The organism is Streptomyces sp. Y1, from assembly GCF_041053115.1.
Classification (GTDB): domain Bacteria; phylum Actinomycetota; class Actinomycetes; order Streptomycetales; family Streptomycetaceae; genus Kitasatospora; species Kitasatospora rubellomurina.
In genome coordinates this window covers 4,489,037-4,503,821 of sequence record NZ_CP163445.1, presented here as the reverse complement: position 1 = coordinate 4,503,821, position 14,785 = coordinate 4,489,037, and the positions used below count along the sequence as shown (strand labels likewise).

At 72.8% G+C, this 14,785-nt stretch carries 12 protein-coding genes; 3 read left to right on the top strand and 9 right to left on the bottom strand.

Annotation, left to right across the window (positions count from 1 at the left end; translation table 11 throughout):
• Positions 1 to 2 precede the first annotated feature (2 nt).
• Positions 3 to 374 (bottom strand): 30S ribosomal protein S12, encoded by a 372-nt coding sequence (gene rpsL / locus AB2U05_RS19390; protein ID WP_014144289.1) that lies wholly within the window; start codon positions 372 to 374, stop codon positions 3 to 5.
• A 319-nt stretch (positions 375 to 693) separates the two neighbouring features.
• On the opposite strand from rpsL, the gene AB2U05_RS19385 reads away from it, so the two are divergent.
• The 3 genes from AB2U05_RS19385 to AB2U05_RS19375 all read left to right on the top strand — a co-directional run bounded on the left by AB2U05_RS19385 (position 694) and on the right by AB2U05_RS19375 (position 3,463).
• The gene (locus AB2U05_RS19385; protein WP_369183843.1) at positions 694 to 873 is read left to right on the top strand and encodes a hypothetical protein; all 180 of its coding nucleotides are present in this window, start codon (positions 694 to 696) and stop codon (positions 871 to 873) included.
• A gap of 125 nt (positions 874 to 998) precedes the next feature.
• Positions 999 to 2,294 carry a DUF2786 domain-containing protein gene (locus tag AB2U05_RS19380; RefSeq protein WP_369183842.1) on the top strand — a complete coding sequence of 432 codons (1,296 nt, stop codon included), beginning with the start codon at positions 999 to 1,001 and terminating at the stop codon, positions 2,292 to 2,294.
• A 56-nt stretch (positions 2,295 to 2,350) separates the two neighbouring features.
• A complete protein-coding gene (locus AB2U05_RS19375) occupies positions 2,351 to 3,463 on the top strand; it encodes an ADP-ribosylglycohydrolase family protein (RefSeq protein ID WP_045709384.1) in 1,113 nt (370 codons plus the stop codon).
• 20 nt (positions 3,464 to 3,483) lie between these two features.
• On the opposite strand, the gene AB2U05_RS19370 is transcribed toward AB2U05_RS19375, so the two are convergent.
• The 8 genes from AB2U05_RS19370 to AB2U05_RS19335 all read right to left on the bottom strand — a co-directional run bounded on the left by AB2U05_RS19370 (position 3,484) and on the right by AB2U05_RS19335 (position 14,715).
• Entirely contained in the window at positions 3,484 to 4,818 is a 1,335-nt protein-coding gene (locus AB2U05_RS19370) for a serpin family protein (RefSeq protein WP_369183841.1), read from the bottom strand.
• A gap of 37 nt (positions 4,819 to 4,855) precedes the next feature.
• Positions 4,856 to 5,854, bottom strand: coding sequence for an ADP-ribosylglycohydrolase family protein (locus AB2U05_RS19365; protein ID WP_369183840.1), 999 nt, complete (start codon positions 5,852 to 5,854; stop codon positions 4,856 to 4,858).
• A 22-nt stretch (positions 5,855 to 5,876) separates the two neighbouring features.
• Positions 5,877 to 7,091: a cytochrome P450 gene (locus tag AB2U05_RS19360; RefSeq protein ID WP_045693061.1), complete on the bottom strand. Its 1,215-nt coding sequence runs from the start codon at positions 7,089 to 7,091 to the stop codon at positions 5,877 to 5,879.
• A 74-nt stretch (positions 7,092 to 7,165) separates the two neighbouring features.
• The gene (locus AB2U05_RS19355) at positions 7,166 to 7,906 is read right to left on the bottom strand and encodes an NAD-dependent deacetylase (RefSeq protein ID WP_369183839.1); all 741 of its coding nucleotides are present in this window, start codon (positions 7,904 to 7,906) and stop codon (positions 7,166 to 7,168) included.
• A gap of 103 nt (positions 7,907 to 8,009) precedes the next feature.
• Complete coding sequence (locus AB2U05_RS19350) at positions 8,010 to 8,690, bottom strand: response regulator transcription factor (RefSeq protein ID WP_045693063.1); 681 nt, start codon at positions 8,688 to 8,690, stop codon at positions 8,010 to 8,012.
• The gene (locus tag AB2U05_RS19345; RefSeq protein WP_369183838.1) at positions 8,687 to 9,877 is read right to left on the bottom strand and encodes a sensor histidine kinase; all 1,191 of its coding nucleotides are present in this window, start codon (positions 9,875 to 9,877) and stop codon (positions 8,687 to 8,689) included. Before AB2U05_RS19345 ends, AB2U05_RS19350 begins: the two co-directional genes overlap by 4 nt.
• 82 nt (positions 9,878 to 9,959) lie before the next feature.
• The gene (locus tag AB2U05_RS19340) at positions 9,960 to 10,634 is read right to left on the bottom strand and encodes a DUF4097 family beta strand repeat-containing protein (RefSeq protein ID WP_045693064.1); all 675 of its coding nucleotides are present in this window, start codon (positions 10,632 to 10,634) and stop codon (positions 9,960 to 9,962) included.
• Positions 10,635 to 10,821: 187 nt separating this feature from the next.
• Positions 10,822 to 14,715 carry a DNA-directed RNA polymerase subunit beta' gene (locus tag AB2U05_RS19335; protein WP_045693065.1) on the bottom strand — a complete coding sequence of 1,298 codons (3,894 nt, stop codon included), beginning with the start codon at positions 14,713 to 14,715 and terminating at the stop codon, positions 10,822 to 10,824.
• Positions 14,716 to 14,785 lie beyond the last annotated feature (70 nt).

Below are 14,785 nucleotides of genomic sequence, written 5' to 3'. Positions count from 1 at the left end.
TCTTACTTCTCCTTCTTGGCGCCGTAGCGGCTGCGAGCCTGCTTGCGGTTCTTGACACCCTGGGTGTCGAGCGAACCGCGGATGATCTTGTAGCGGACACCAGGAAGGTCCTTCACACGACCACCGCGAACCAGCACGATGGAGTGCTCCTGCAGGTTGTGGCCCTCGCCCGGGATGTAAGCGGTGACCTCGATCCCGCTGGTGAGGCGCACACGGGCGACCTTGCGGAGAGCCGAGTTCGGCTTCTTCGGGGTGGTCGTGTACACACGCGTGCAGACCCCACGGCGCTGCGGGGAGCCCTTCAGCGCGGGAGTCTTGTTCTTCTCGACCTTGTCCTGCCGGCCCTTTCGGACCAGCTGCTGGATCGTAGGCACCGTTTCTCCGTTTTCTGTGTGCCAAGGCTTGGTGGAACTAACCTGTGGTGATCCCTCGCACTCGGCCCCGTGGTCGACCCACGCGGTCGGGTGTGTTGGGTTTTTTCCGGCACGGAATCCCGTGAGCTGATGTACAGCGACGGCGCTCAACGCGCGGGGCGCTGGAAGGCGCTCCGGCTCGGCGCGGCGACCGGTGTGCATGCACGCACAAGGACCCGGGGACACCCCAGGCACAAGGTCAGAGCGTACCTAGCGCATGGGGCGCGGTCAAAACAAATGCAACGCCGCAGGTCGTGACCCCCGGCCGGATGTCGCGGGGGTGTCCCGCGCACGACCTGCCGGTGTCGGGCCACCCTTCACCCGCTCTACCACAGCCGGGGGCCGTCTGCCACCCGGGCCGGCGTACGGCGCGCTGATCGCCGCGCTCGGCATCCGGCTGGCGGCCGACCGGCTGCTGGAGCGCCTGCCGGAGATCCTGGCCAAGGCCATCGAGCGCTGAGCCACCCCGCTCCCCCGCTCCCCCGTTCCCCCGCTCCCCCGTTCCCCCGGCCGCCGGGGCGCCCTGCGCGCCTCCGGCATCATGGGCGGGAGGGCCGGAACCGTCGAGGAGAGCAGGGACACACCGTGGGCAAGCGCGCGCAGCAGGGCGGGGACGCCGGGGCGCTGCTGGAGCAGGCGGTGCGGTCGGTGCTCACGGCGCCGGACGACACGCTGGACCTGGCACTGGACACCGGCGCCTCGCTGCTGGCCGCCTCGGCCGGGCAGTGGCCGGCGGTCAGCCGCGCGCTGCTCGGGTACGCGGACACCGCCGTGGGCCGCTGCTGGTCCGCCGGGTGGCGCCCGGCGGACCTGGTGCGGGTGGTACGGCGCGAACTGAAGCCCGTCCACCTGGCGCTCGCCGTGGACCTGATCGCCGCCGAGAACCGCCGGCACCCGGCGACGGGCCCGGACCGGCGCTGGCGGGAGCAGCTGCGCGAGCTGGACGCCGAGGCGTGGTGGCCGGACGACGAGCAGTTCCTCGGCGCCTTCGCCCACCGGCACCGGCTGGACCGCTTCGCCCTCGCCACCGCCGCCCTGGAGCTGCTGCGCAGCTGGGGCCGGCTGCCCCCGATCGCCCCGGTCGGCCCGGCGCCGGGCCACAGCGGCCGGGCCGCCGGCCGGTCCGTACGGGCCGAGCACCCGGCCGGCCCGGCGACCGGCGAGCCGCGGATGCTGGCCCGGATCCGGGCGCTGCTGGCGAAGGCCGAGTCCACCGAGTACCCGGAGGAGGCCGAGGCGCTGACCGCCAAGGCGCAGCAGCTGATGGCCCAGCACAGCATCGACGAGGCGCTGCTGGCGGCGGCCGGCGCCGACCGGGACACCCCGGCGGCGGTGCGGATCGGCGTGGACAACCCGTACGAGGGCCCGAAGACGATGCTGCTGGACGCGGTGGCGGCGGCGAACCGCTGCCGGGTGGTGTGGGCGAAGGAGTTCGGCTTCTGCACCGTGATCGGCTTCGACGGCGACCTGGACGGCGTCGAGCTGCTCTACACCTCGCTGCTGGTGCAGGCCACCCACGCGCTCAACAAGGCGGGCTCCGGGAAGGACTCGCGCAGCAAGGCGTTCCGGCAGTCGTTCCTGGTCGCCTACGCGGCGCGGATCCGCGAGCGGCTGACCGCCGCCACCGAGCGGGCCACCAGCGACGCGGCGGCCGGGCGGCACCTGCGCGAGGACGGCACCGAGGAGCAGCTGCTGCCGGACGCACGGCTGCTGCCCGCGCTCGCGGCCCGCTCGGCGGCGGTGGACGACGAGGTCGGCCGGCTGTTCCCGAAGCTGGTCTCGCAGCGGGTGCGGGTCAGTGACGGCGAGGGCTGGGCGGCCGGGCGGGCGGCCGCGGACCGCGCCGCGCTGCACGGGCGCGCCGGGGAGATCCGGGATTAGGGCCCGTCTCCGAACCTGGTAGAACGTACACCGCCACGAACGAAGGGGGATTCGACGTGACGGAGCCGACGGCGGAGTCGGGGTACCGGGACCGGGTGCGCGGGGCGCTCCTCGGCGGGGCGATCGGCGACGCGCTGGGCTGGCCGGTGGAGTTCCTGCAACTGCACCAGATCCAGGACCGGTTCGGGCCGGACGGGGTGACGGCGCTGCCCGCCGGGCCCGGTCCGGTGGAGGTCACCGACGACACCCAGATGACGCTGTTCACCGCCGAGGGCCTGATCCGCGGCTTCGTCCGCGGCTGGACGGGCGGTGGCGGCTCGGTGCCGGAGGCCGTCCACGGCGCCTACCGGCGCTGGCTGCAGACGCAGTACCAGCCGCGGCCGGACGCCGAGCCGCAGCCGCGCCCGTACGACGGCTGGCTGCTGCGCCAGCCGTTCCTGTACGCGCGGCGGGCGCCGGGCAACGCGTGCCTGAGCGGGGTGTCGGAGCACCCGGAGTTCCAGGCGCCGTCCGCGATCGGGTGGCCGGGGCCGGTCAACCCCGGGTCCAAGGGCTGCGGCACGGTGATGCGCTCGGCGCCGTTCGGGCTGGCCCGGCTCGGGGCCGAGCAGTCCTTCGGGCTGGCGGTGCAGTGCGCCCAGTTGACCCACGGTCACCCGACCGGCTACCTCGCGGCGGGCGCCTTCGCGGCGCTGGTCGAGCGGCTGGCCCAGGGCACCGAGCCGTGGGCGGCGGTCGGCGAGACGGTGGACCAGATCCGGGAGCTGCCGAGTTCGAAGGAGACCGTCCAGGCGCTGGCCCGGGCGGTGCGGATCGCCCAGGAGTCCGAGCCCGCGGCGGAGGCGGTGGAGCGGGTCGGGCTCGGCTGGATCGCCGAGGAGTGCCTGGCGATCGCGGTGTACTCGCTGCTGGCGGCCACCCTCGACCCCGACCCGGTGCGCACCGCGCTGCTGCTGTCGGTGAACCACTCCGGGGACAGCGACTCCACCGGCGCGGTCTGCGGCAACCTGGTCGGGGCCGCGTACGGCGCCTCGGCGCTGCCCGCCGACTGGGCCGGGGCGGTCGAGGGCCGGGCCGAGCTGCTGACGGTCGCGGACGACCTGCTGGTGCTGTTCGGCAGCCGCGACCCGCGCCACCCGGCGCTCGGCGGGCGCTACCCGGCCTGGTAGCCCCCGCCCCCGCCCGGCGGCTACTTCGCCTGCGGGTCGGTGACCTGGCCGAGGAACAGCGGCCGCCCGTTCGAGGTGTCCCGGATCAGGAACAGGAACGGCCGGTCGATGTGCAGCTGGGCGGCCCGCTGCGGGGCGGGCGCGGCCGCGACGCCGACCCCGACGCCGCTGCCGGCCGCCGCGACGGTGCCCTCCTCGTCGACCTGGACGGTGGCCTTCTGCACCACCGTGCTGACGGCGAGCGGCGGCTGCTCGGCGATGCCGGTGAGGTCGGCGTCGTCGAAGGCCGAGTGGACGCCGAGCGAGCGCAGCGCGGGGGTGAGCTCGTTGGACGTGTCGAAGTGGAAGCGCGGCAGCTGCAGGTCGACGGGCTGCGCGCTGAGGGCGCCGAGGATCCGGTCCAGCTCGGGCTGGTCCAGCCCCTTGGTGAAGGCGGCGAAGCCGCCCTGCGCGGGGACGATCAGGTCCATCGCCAACGTGCCGTCCGCATAGGGGAGTTCGACGGCCTGCCAGGGCTCGCCGGCGATCCCGCCGGAGCCGTCCGCGTACTTGAGGTCGTCGGTCCGGCTCATCGTGGAGACGTTCGGGGTGGAGCCGTCGAGCTTGTGGAAGGGGCGGTCGGCGGTGTGTCCGGGCTTGAACTCGGAGGCCCACTTCGCCTTGAGGTAGAGCGCGTCGGTGAGGACCAGCCGGGTGTTCGGGTCGATCGTGTTCGGGGCGAAGAGGTCCTTGATCCGCCCTTCGGTGGCCTTCTCCACGGCCGCGTTGACGGCCTTGCGGCTGCCTTCCGGGTCCTTCTTGAAGTCGGTGGTGTGCACTCCGGCGTCGAAGGCCGCGGCGAGGGTGGCCAGGTAGTCGGGCTCCACCGGGAGGCCCTGCTGCGTCCAGACCTCGTCGCTCTGGCGCAGGGTGGCCTTGTCCCCGCCGTCCGCCCGCTGGTCGAGGGCGCCGACGGCGAGGGCGTACTGCTTCGGGTCGAGGTCGGTGTGCAGGGCCTTGGCCAGCTCCTGGGCGGTCGCACCGCGCGCCCCGGGCAGCAGCATCGCGAGCGCGGTGGCCAGCCCGGCGGGCGAGACCACGGTGTTGCGCCCGGCGCCGTCCGGCGTCGCGGTGAGGGCGTGCAGGAGGTCCAGCCCGAAGGCGTCGGTGGCCTTCGCGGTGGCGGCCAGCCGGGCCGGGTCGACGGCGGGGCGGGTGGCCGGCGCGGAGGCCTTCACCTCGGTGCCGGTCGCGGCCCCGGTGCTGCCGCAGCCGGCGACCAGGGGCGCGGCGAGCGCGGCGGCGAGGAGCACCGTCGCCGGGCGGCGGGCGGCGCGGACGGTGCGGCGACGGGTTCCGGTGCTGCTGTTCGTCATGGCCCTTCGACGCGGCACCCCGCCTCCGGGTTCCGGCTCAGTCCCAGAGCGCCCCGAACTCCAGCAGTTCGTCCCGGTGCTCGATCCGCTCGACCCAGTCGGCCGGCCAGGCCGACTCCCCGTGGTGGGCGCCCGCGAAGGCGCCGGTCAGGCAGGCCAGGGAGTCGGAGTCGCCGCTGGAGACGGCGGCCCGGCGGACGGCGGCCGCCGGGTCGTCGGGCAGCAGCAGGAAGCAGAGCAGGCCGGTGCCGAAGGCCTCCTCGGCGACCCAGCCCCCGCCGGTGGCCAGGCAGGGGTCGGCCTCGACGTCCGGCGAGGCGAGCGCGGCCTCCAGCCGGTCGAGCACCTCGAGGCAGTCGTCCCAGCCGCGGGCGATGACGTCCTGCGGCGAGGGGCCGTACCACCGGTCGGCGAGGTCGCCGAGCCAGAACCCGTCGTACCGGTGGCGGCCGGCCAGCGCGTAGGAGCGCAGCGCGGCGGGCAGCGCGGCCGGCGCGATGCCCTCGGCGAGCCGGCGGACGGCGTACGCGGTGAGGTCGCTGGCGGCGAGCGCGGTCGGGTGGCCGTGGGTGAGCGCGGACTGCAGCTGGGCGGCGCCGGAGAGCCCGCGGGCGTCCAGCTCGCGGATCAGCCCGACCGGGGCGACCCGCATGTTGGCGCCGCAGCCCTTGGAGCCGACGTCGCTGGCCTGCTGCCAGCGGTACTCGGGGCGGCTGAGCCGCTGGCAGGAGCGCAGGCAGGTCATTCCGGGGGCGCGGTTGTTCTGCGGGGAGCGCCACCAGTCGACGAACTCCTCGCGGACCGGCCGCTCCAGCCGCAGCGGCGTCAGCGGCCCGCGCGCCAGGGCGGTGCGCAGGCCGCGGGCGAGGGCGAGCGTCATCTGGGTGTCGTCGGTGACCAGGGCCTTCTTCGGCAGCGGGAGCCGCCGCCAGTCCGGGTGGCGGGCGGTGATCTCCTCGACGGCCTGGAACTCGGTCTCCCGGCCGAGCGCGTCCCCGATCGCCAGCCCCAGCAGTGCCCCCGTCGCCTTGCCCACGGCCGCCCCCCCTCTTCCCGTCCTACGCCTCGACCAGCAGTTCCTTGAGCCCGCGGATCACGTAGCCGGGGTTCCACTCGGGCTCGCGGACCAGCCGCAGGCCCGGGGCCCGGCGCAGCAGGGTGCCGTAGGACTCGGTGAGCTCCAGTCTGGCAAGCGGGGCGCCCAGGCAGAAGTGGATTCCGGCGCCGAAGGTGACGTGCGGGTTGTCGGTGCGGCCGAGGTCGAGCCGGTCCGGGTCGGCGAAGCGGGCCGGGTCGCGGTTGGCGGAGCCGAAGAGCAGGGCGATCTCGGCGCCGCGCGGGACGGTGACGCCGCCGATCTCGACGTCCTCCAGGACCCACCGTTCGAACATCTGCAGCGGGGTGTCCCAGCGCATCAGTTCCTCGATCGCGGTGGGCAGCAGCTCGTCGACGGCGCCGCGCAGCCGGGCCAGCTCCTCGGGGTGGCGGAACAGCGCCCACCAGCCGTTGCCGGTGGTGTTGACGGTGGCCTCGTGCCCGGCGTTGAGCAGCAGCACGCAGGTGGAGACCATCTCCTGCTCGCTGAGCGCGTCGGAGCCCTCCTGGGCCTGGATCAGCGCGCTGACCAGGTCGGTGCCCGGGTTCGCCCGGCGGTCGCGGATCAGGGCGCGCAGGTAGTCGGAGAACTCGGTGCTGGCGGTGACGGCCCGGCGGGCGGTCTCCTCGCTCGGGTTGAGCTCGAACATGCCGGTGATGTCGGCGGACCAGGGCCGCAGCAGGTGCCGGTCGCCCTCCGGGACGCCGAGCATCTCGGCGATCACGGCGACGGGCAGCGGCTCGGCGACGGCGGCGATGAGGTCGCCGCCGCCGTCCGCGAGCAGCCCGTCGACCAGTTCGCCGGCGAGGCGCCGGACGGTCGGGCGCAGGCCCTCGACCATGCGCGGGGTGAAGGCCTTGGAGACGAGCCGGCGGATCCGGGTGTGGTCGGGCGCCTCCAGGTCGAGCAGCCCGTGGTCGTTGAGGGTGTGGAAGGGCTCGTGCGCCGGGTCGGGCTCGGGGCGGCCGAACTCCTGGTGGGTGAACCGGTGGGTGTAGGTGCGGCCGAGCCGCCGGTCGCGCAGCAGCGCGCTGACGTCCTCGTGGCGCGGGACGAGCCACTGGTTCGTCGGCTCGAAGTACGTCACCGGCGCCTGCGCGCGCAGTTCGGCGTACGCGTCGTACGGGTGGGCCACGAACGCGGCCGACCAGGGGTCGAACTTCGCCGTCGTCGTCATCGCTCGATCACTCCAGGCCGTGGGGGGAAGCCGGGAAGATCATCGTATGCATGCGGTACGTCCGTAAAGGGTCCTCACGCCCGTTCCACGACCAGCCGCCGGACCAGCTTCGGCAGTGAGGTGGAGATCGGCTCCCGGATCACCTCGGACGCGGCCACGTCGTACGGCGTCTCCTCGGCGTTCACGATGATCAGCTTCGCGCCGCTCTTCACCGCGGTGTACGGCAGCCCGGCCACCGGGAACACCTGCAGGCTGGTGCCGATCGCGATGAACAGGTCGCAGGCGCGGGCGATCGCGTCGGCCTGCCCGAGCACCTCCGGGTCCAGGTTCTCGCCGAACATCACGATCCGCGGCTTCAGGATGCCGCCGCAGGCCCGGCAGTCCGGGTCCGGCTTGCCCGCCTCGACCCGCGCCAGCGCCTCGGCCATCGACCCGACCACCCGGCAGCGCAGGCACTGGGTCTCCCGCGTGTTGCCGTGCAGTTCGAGCACCTTGCGGGCGGGCAGCCCGGCCTCCTGGTGCAGCCCGTCGATGTTCTGGGTGAGCACCCGCACCGGCAGCCCGGAGCGCTCCAGGTCCACCAGCGCCCGGTGCCCGGCGTTCGGCCCGGCGGCCAGCGCGCCGGTCTCCAGCCGCATCCGCCAGGCCCGCGCGCGCACCCGGGGGTCGTCCCGGTACGGCCCGATGGTGACCAGTTCCTCGGCGCTCGGGTCCTTGCGCCAAAGCCCCTGCGGGCCGCGGTAGTCGGGGATGCCGGAGTCGGTCGAGACACCCGCGCCGGTCAGCACGGCGATCAGCGGACGCTTCGCGTTCATACCCGGGACGGTACGGCCCCGGAGCCGGCCGGGGCCACCGAAAAACCGCGTCCCGGCGGCCCTCCCCCGCAGACGCGCCTCGGCTCTCCCCCGAAGCCGCGCCTCAGCTCTCCCCCGCCACCACCGCGCCGGCCTCGTACGCGAACACCACCGCGTGCACCCGGTCGCGCAGCCCGAGCTTGCCGAGCACGTTGCTGACGTGCGTCTTCACGGTGTGCTCGCTGACCACCAGTTCGGCCGCGATCTCCGCGTTGGACAGCCCGCGGGCGATCAGCTTCAGCGTCTCGTGCTCGCGCAGCGTCAGCTGCTCCAGCAGCCGGGACGGCGGGCGCACCGCCCGGTCCGGCGCGCCCGGGCGGCGGGCGGCGAACTCGCCGATCAGCCGCCTGGTCACCGAGGGGGCGAGCAGCGCCTCGCCGGAGGCCACCATCCGCACCCCGTGCGCCAGGTCGTCCCGCCGGACGTCCTTGAGCAGGAAGCCGCTGGCGCCCGCGTACAGCGCGTCGAAGACGTAGTCGTCGACGTCGAAGGTGGTCAGCATGATCACCTTGGTGGAGGGGAACTCGGCGCACACCCGGCGGGCCGCCTCCAGTCCGTCCATCACCGGCATCCGGACGTCCAGCAGCAGCACGTCCGGACCGTGCTCCCGCACCGCCTCGACGGCCTCGGCGCCGTCGCGGGCCTCGGCCACCACCTCGATGTCCGGCTGCGCGTCCAGGATCATCCCGAACCCGGCCCGCACCAGCTCCTGGTCGTCCGCGACGACCACCCGAATCGGCGTCATCCGCCCACTCCCTCCCTCACCCCCGCCGCCCCCAGCGGAAGCCGGGCGGTCACCAGGAAACCCTTGCCCTCCGGGCCGGGGCCGGCCTCGGCCCGCCCGCCGCAGGCCGCCGCCCGCTCCCGGATGCCGACCAGTCCGCGGCCGCCGGACCAGCCCGCCACCGCGCGGTCGGCCGCCGCCGCCACCCCGCGCCCGTTGTCGGCGACCACCACCTCCAGCACGTCGCCGGTGCGGACCACCCGCACCGAGGCGCGCGTGGCGCCGGAGTGCTTGACGGTGTTGGTCAGCGCCTCCTGCACGATCCGGTACGCCGAGGCCTGCACGTCCGCGGGCAACGAACCCGTCCCGTCCGGCAGTTCGAGGTCCATCGACAGCCCCGCGCCACGCACCCGCTCGGCCACCTCGGCGAGTTCGGCCAGCCGGGGCTGCGGCGCGAGCTCCGGGCCGGCGCCCTCCTCCTTCAACACTCCCAGGACACGCCGGAGTTGGACCATCGCGTCACGGCCGGAGTCGGCGATGGTGTCGAAGACCCGGACCGCCCGGTCCGGGTCGCCGTGCACCACCAGCGGCCCGGCCTCGGCCTGGATCACCATCAGGGAGACGGCGTGCGCCAGGATGTCGTGCATCTCCCGCGCGATCCTGGCCCGCTCCTGCGCCACCGCACGGGCCGCCTCGCTGGCCGCCCGTTCCCCGGCCTCGCGGGCCCGCTCGGCCTCCAGGTGGGCCAGCCGCCGCTGGGAGCGGACCAGCGAGCCGAAGACGAAGCCGCCGACCGAGGTGAGCACGCTGAACAGCGCGCCGTTCGGCGAGTGGGTACCCAGCACGTTGGCGGCCACCGCCACCACCAGCATCGGCCAGCGCTGCCGGTCCGGGAAGCGCTCCGCCACCGTGTACATCCCGATCACGGCGTACAACGGCACCTGCGGGTCGGCCGAGTGCGCGACCGCCGACAGCAGCAGCGAGACCGGCACGCTCAGGGCCAGCAGCACCGGCAGCGGGGCGACCCGCCGCCAGGGCAGGTACAGCGCGGTGGACGCCGCCAGCAGGTAGACCCACCACGGCCAGTCGACGTCGTCGTTGTAGACCGCCCAGAGCGACACCACCGCCGAGCAGACCGCAAGGAAGGTGTCCAGGACGTACGGGCTGAGCCCGCCCGTCCAGGTCCGCCAGCGCATCACGCGCTCCACCGCCGTACCTCCCCCGTAGCCGGGGACGCCGCCCCCGCGGAGGAGATCATGCCCTACCGGCAGTACCTCCGGAACGGCCCGGTCAGACACCGCTGACCGTCACCCCGCCGGTGTCCGTCCGCGCGGTGATCCGGCGCGCCGCCCCCGCCTGCGAGGGGATGCCGACGTCCACGCCGCCCGTCCCGGCGTTCGCGTCCACCGCGTACGCCTCGTCGGCCGGCACCTTCACCCGGACCCCGCCGGTTTCGGTCTTCGCCTCCACCTTCACCGGCGCGGCCGCGAACTCGGCCCGCACCCCGCCGGTCCGGGCGCTCAGCCGCACCTGCTGCGAGGTCAGCCCGGTGGCCTCGACCCCGCCGGTGTCCACCTCGGCCTCCACCTCGGCGGCCAGCCCGCTCAGCCGCACCCCGCCGGTCTCCTCCTTGATCCGCACCTTCGTCCCGGCCGGCACCCGCACGGTGTACCCGACGCCGCAGCCGCCGCAGTCGTACGTCAGCCGCAGCACGCCGTCCTTCACCTCGTGCGTGGTGTTCGGCGGCGCGTCCTCGTAGTCCTGCTTCTCCGTGACGTGCACCGTGTCGCCGCCACCGGTCACCACGACCCCGCCGGTGTGCCCCTCGACCACCAGCTCCTTCACCGGCTCCGACACCCCGTAGTCCACCGTCCGGTGCTCCTTGTCGTCCCCGAACGGCAGGCACCCCTGCATCCCCAGCACGATCCCCGCGGTGATCGCCACCACGCCCAGCACCCGCTTCATCCCCGGCCCCCTTCGCCAGCCCCGTCGTCCCGACACCGAGAAGCCTCCCGCACCGGCCCCCTCCCCCACCTCCCTCCGCCGAGCGGTTCCACCCCCTCCCCCGCACGACGGAGGAGGGCCCGGAAACGCCGCAGGGCGGCCACCCCGTGAGGGGTGACCGCCCTGCGAGCGATCAGTGACGCGCGACTCAGCCGGTGTACGGGCCGTAGTCGTAGTCGTCCAGCGGGACGGCCTGGCCGGAGCCGGCGCCGAAGGGCGACAGGTCGTAGTCGTCGTAGCCGACGGCCGAGTACATGGCGGCCTTGGCCTCCTCGGTCGGCTCGACCCGGATGTTGCGGTAGCGGGGCAGGCCCGTACCGGCCGGGATGAGCTTACCGAGGATGACGTTCTCCTTGAGGCCCAGCAGCGGGTCCGACTTGGCGTGGATCGCCGCGTCGGTGAGGACCCGGGTCGTCTCCTGGAAGGAGGCGGCCGACAGCCAGGACTCGGTGGCCAGCGAGGCCTTGGTGATACCCATCAGCTGCGGACGGCCGGAGGCGGGGTGACCGCCCTCGGAGACCACGCGACGGTTCTCCTGCTCGAAGCGGCCGCGCTCGACGAGCTCGCCCGGGAGCAGCTCGGCGTCGCCCGACTCGATGATCGTCACGCGGCGGAGCATCTGCCGGATGATGATCTCGATGTGCTTGTCGTGGATCGACACACCCTGCGAGTTGTAGACCTTCTGGACCTCGGCGACCAGGTGGATCTGGACGGCACGCTGGCCCATGATGCGCAGGACGTCGTGCGGGTTGGTGGCACCCATGGTCAGCTTCTGGCCGACCTCGACCGCCTCGCCCTCGCTGACGAGCAGCTTCACGCGCTTCGAGACCGGGTAGGCGATCTCGTCGCTGCCGTCGTCCGGCGTGATGACGATCTTGCGGGTCTTCTCGGTGTCCTCGATCCGCGCGCGGCCGGTGGCCTCGGAGATCGGGGCCACACCCTTGGGGGTACGGGCCTCGAAGAGCTCGACGACACGCGGCAGACCCTGGGTGATGTCGTCACCGGCCACACCACCGGTGTGGAAGGTACGCATGGTCAGCTGGGTGCCGGGCTCACCGATGGACTGGGCGGCGATGATGCCGACCGCCTCACCGATGTCGACCAGCTTGCCGGTGGCCAGCGAACGGCCGTAGCACATGGCGCAGGTGCCGACCGCGGACTCACAGGTCAGGATCGAGCGGACCTTGACCTCGGACACGCCGTGGCGGATCAGCTCGTCCATCAGGACGTCGCCGAGGTCCGTGTTGGCGGTGGCCAGCAGCTTGCCGTCGACGGTGATGTCCTCGGCGAGCATGCGGGCGTACACGCTGGTCTCGACGTCGTCGGCCTTGCGCAGCACGCCGTCGGCGCCCACGGAGCCGATCGACAGCTTCAGGCCGCGCTCGGTGCCGCAGTCCTCCTCGCGAATGATGACGTCCTGGGAGACGTCGACCAGACGACGGGTGAGGTAGCCGGAGTCGGCGGTACGGAGGGCGGTGTCGGCCAGACCCTTACGGGCACCGTGGGTGGAGATGAAGTACTCCAGCACGGTGAGACCCTCACGGAACGACGCCTTGATGGGTCGCGGGATGGTCTCGTTCTTGGCGTTCGACACCAGACCACGCATACCGGCGATCTGGCGCATCTGCATCATGTTCCCTCGGGCGCCCGAGTCGACCATCATGAAGATCGGGTTGGTCTTCGGGAAGTTCGCCGCCATGGCGTCCGCGACCTCGTTGGTCGCCTGGGTCCAGATGCCGACGAGCTCCTGCTTGCGCTCGTCGTTGGTGATCAGACCGCGCTCGTACTGCTTCTGGACCTTCTCCGCCTTCGCCTCGAAGCCCTCCAGGATCTGGGGCTTGCTCGGCGGGACGATGACGTCCGAGATCGAGACGGTGACACCGGAACGGGTCGACCAGTGGAAGCCGGCCGCCTTCAGGTTGTCCAGGGTCGCCGCGACGACGACCTTGGGGTAGCGCTCCGCCAGGTCGTTGACGATCGCGGAGAGCTGCTTCTTGCCCACCTCGTAGTCGACGAACGGGTAGTCCTCGGGCAGCAGCTCGTTGAAGAGCGCGCGGCCCAGGGTGGTGCTCAGGCGGAAGGGCTCGCCGTCGAACCAGGTCGGCTGGCCGTCCTCGTCCACCGGGGCGGTCCAGCCGCGCGGCGGGACGGTGCCGGCGCCGAGGCGCAGCTCGATCGGGGCCTGGACGTCCAGCTCGCGGGCGTCGAAGGCCATGATCGCCTCGGCGGTCGACGAGAAGGTGCGGCCGGCGCCCTTCACGTTCTCGCGGTCCGAGGTCAGGAAGAACAGACCGAGCACCATGTCCTGGGTCGGCATGGTGACGGGGCGACCGTCTGCCGGCTTCAGGATGTTGTTCGAGGACAGCATCAGGATGCGGGCCTCGGCCTGCGCCTCCGCGGAGAGCGGCAGGTGGACGGCCATCTGGTCACCGTCGAAGTCCGCGTTGAACGCGGTGCAGACGAGCGGGTGGATCTGGATGGCCTTGCCCTCGACCAGCTGCGGCTCGAAGGCCTGGATGCCGAGGCGGTGCAGGGTGGGCGCACGGTTCAGCAGGACCGGGTGCTCGGCGATGACCTCTTCGAGCACGTCCCACACGACCGGGCGGGCGCGCTCGACCATGCGCTTGGCCGACTTGATGTTCTGCGCGTGGTTCAGGTCGACCAGGCGCTTCATCACGAACGGCTTGAAGAGCTCCAGCGCCATGGCCTTCGGCAGACCGCACTGGTGCAGCTTGAGCTGCGGACCGACGACGATGACCGAACGGGCCGAGTAGTCGACTCGCTTGCCGAGCAGGTTCTGGCGGAAACGACCCTGCTTGCCCTTCAGCATGTCGCTGAGGGACTTCAGCGGGCGGTTGCCCGGGCCGGTGACCGGACGGCCGCGGCGGCCGTTGTCGAACAGCGCGTCGACGGCCTCCTGGAGCATGCGCTTCTCGTTGTTCACGATGATCTCGGGGGCACCGAGGTCGAGCAGGCGCTTCAGGCGGTTGTTGCGGTTGATGACGCGGCGGTACAGGTCGTTCAGGTCGGAGGTCGCGAAGCGGCCACCGTCCAGCTGCACCATCGGACGCAGGTCCGGCGGGATGACCGGGACGCAGTCCAGCACCATGCCGTTGGGCTTGTTGCTGGTCTGCAGGAAGGCGGAGACGACCTTGAGGCGCTTGAGCGCACGGGTCTTCTTCTGGCCCTTGCCGGTGCGGATGATCTCGCGCAGGCGCTCGGCCTCGGCCGCCAGGTCGAAGGTCTCCAGGCGGTCCTTGAGGGCCGCGGCGCCCATCGAGCCGGAGAAGTAGGTGCCGAAGCGGTCGCGCAGCTCGCGGTAGAGCAGCTCGTCGCCCTCGAGGTCCTGGACCTTGAGGTTCTTGAAGCGGGCCCACACCTCGTCGAGGCGGTCCAGCTCGCGCTGCGCGCGGTCGCGCAGCTGCTTCATCTCGCGCTCGGCACCCTCGCGCACCTTGCGGCGCACGTCGGCCTTGGCGCCCTCGGCCTCCAGCTCGGCCAGGTCGGTCTCGGCCTTCTTGGCGCGGGCCTCGAGGTCGGAGTCGCGGCGGTTCTCGATCTGCTGGCGCTCGACCGAGACGTGCGCCTCCAGGGACGGCAGGTCGCGCTGGCGGCGCTCGTCGTCGACCCAGGTGATCATGTAGGCGGCGAAGTAGATGACCTTCTCGAGGTCCTTCGGCGCCAGGTCGAGCAGGTAGCCCAGGCGGGACGGCACGCCCTTGAAGTACCAGATGTGCGTGACCGGGGCGGCCAGCTCGATGTGGCCCATCCGCTCGCGACGCACCTTGGCGCGGGTCACCTCGACGCCGCAGCGCTCGCAGATGATGCCCTTGAAGCGGACGCGCTTGTACTTACCGCAGTAGCACTCCCAGTCCCGGGTGGGGCCGAAGATCTTCTCGCAGAAGAGTCCGTCCTTTTCGGGCTTCAGGGTGCGGTAGTTGATGGTCTCCGGCTTCTTGACCTCGCCGTGCGACCACTGGCGGATGTCGTCGGCGGTGGCCAGGCCGATGCGGAGCTCGTCGAAGAAGTTGACGTCAAGCACTGGTCGTCAAGCCCTCTTTCGTGATTCGAGAGTTTGTCTGTGGTCTGAGGGGGGCCTGGGGGACGGGCCG

Coding starts and splice junctions, on each gene's coding strand:
- AB2U05_RS19355 (WP_369183839.1), bottom strand. CDS start 7,906: ATGAACGCGAAGCGTCCGCTGATCGCCGTGCTGACCGGCGCGGGTGTC.
- AB2U05_RS19340 (WP_045693064.1), bottom strand. CDS start 10,634: ATGAAGCGGGTGCTGGGCGTGGTGGCGATCACCGCGGGGATCGTGCTG.
- AB2U05_RS19370 (WP_369183841.1), bottom strand. CDS start 4,818: ATGACGAACAGCAGCACCGGAACCCGTCGCCGCACCGTCCGCGCCGCC.
- AB2U05_RS19350 (WP_045693063.1), bottom strand. CDS start 8,690: ATGACGCCGATTCGGGTGGTCGTCGCGGACGACCAGGAGCTGGTGCGG.
- AB2U05_RS19360 (WP_045693061.1), bottom strand. CDS start 7,091: ATGACGACGACGGCGAAGTTCGACCCCTGGTCGGCCGCGTTCGTGGCC.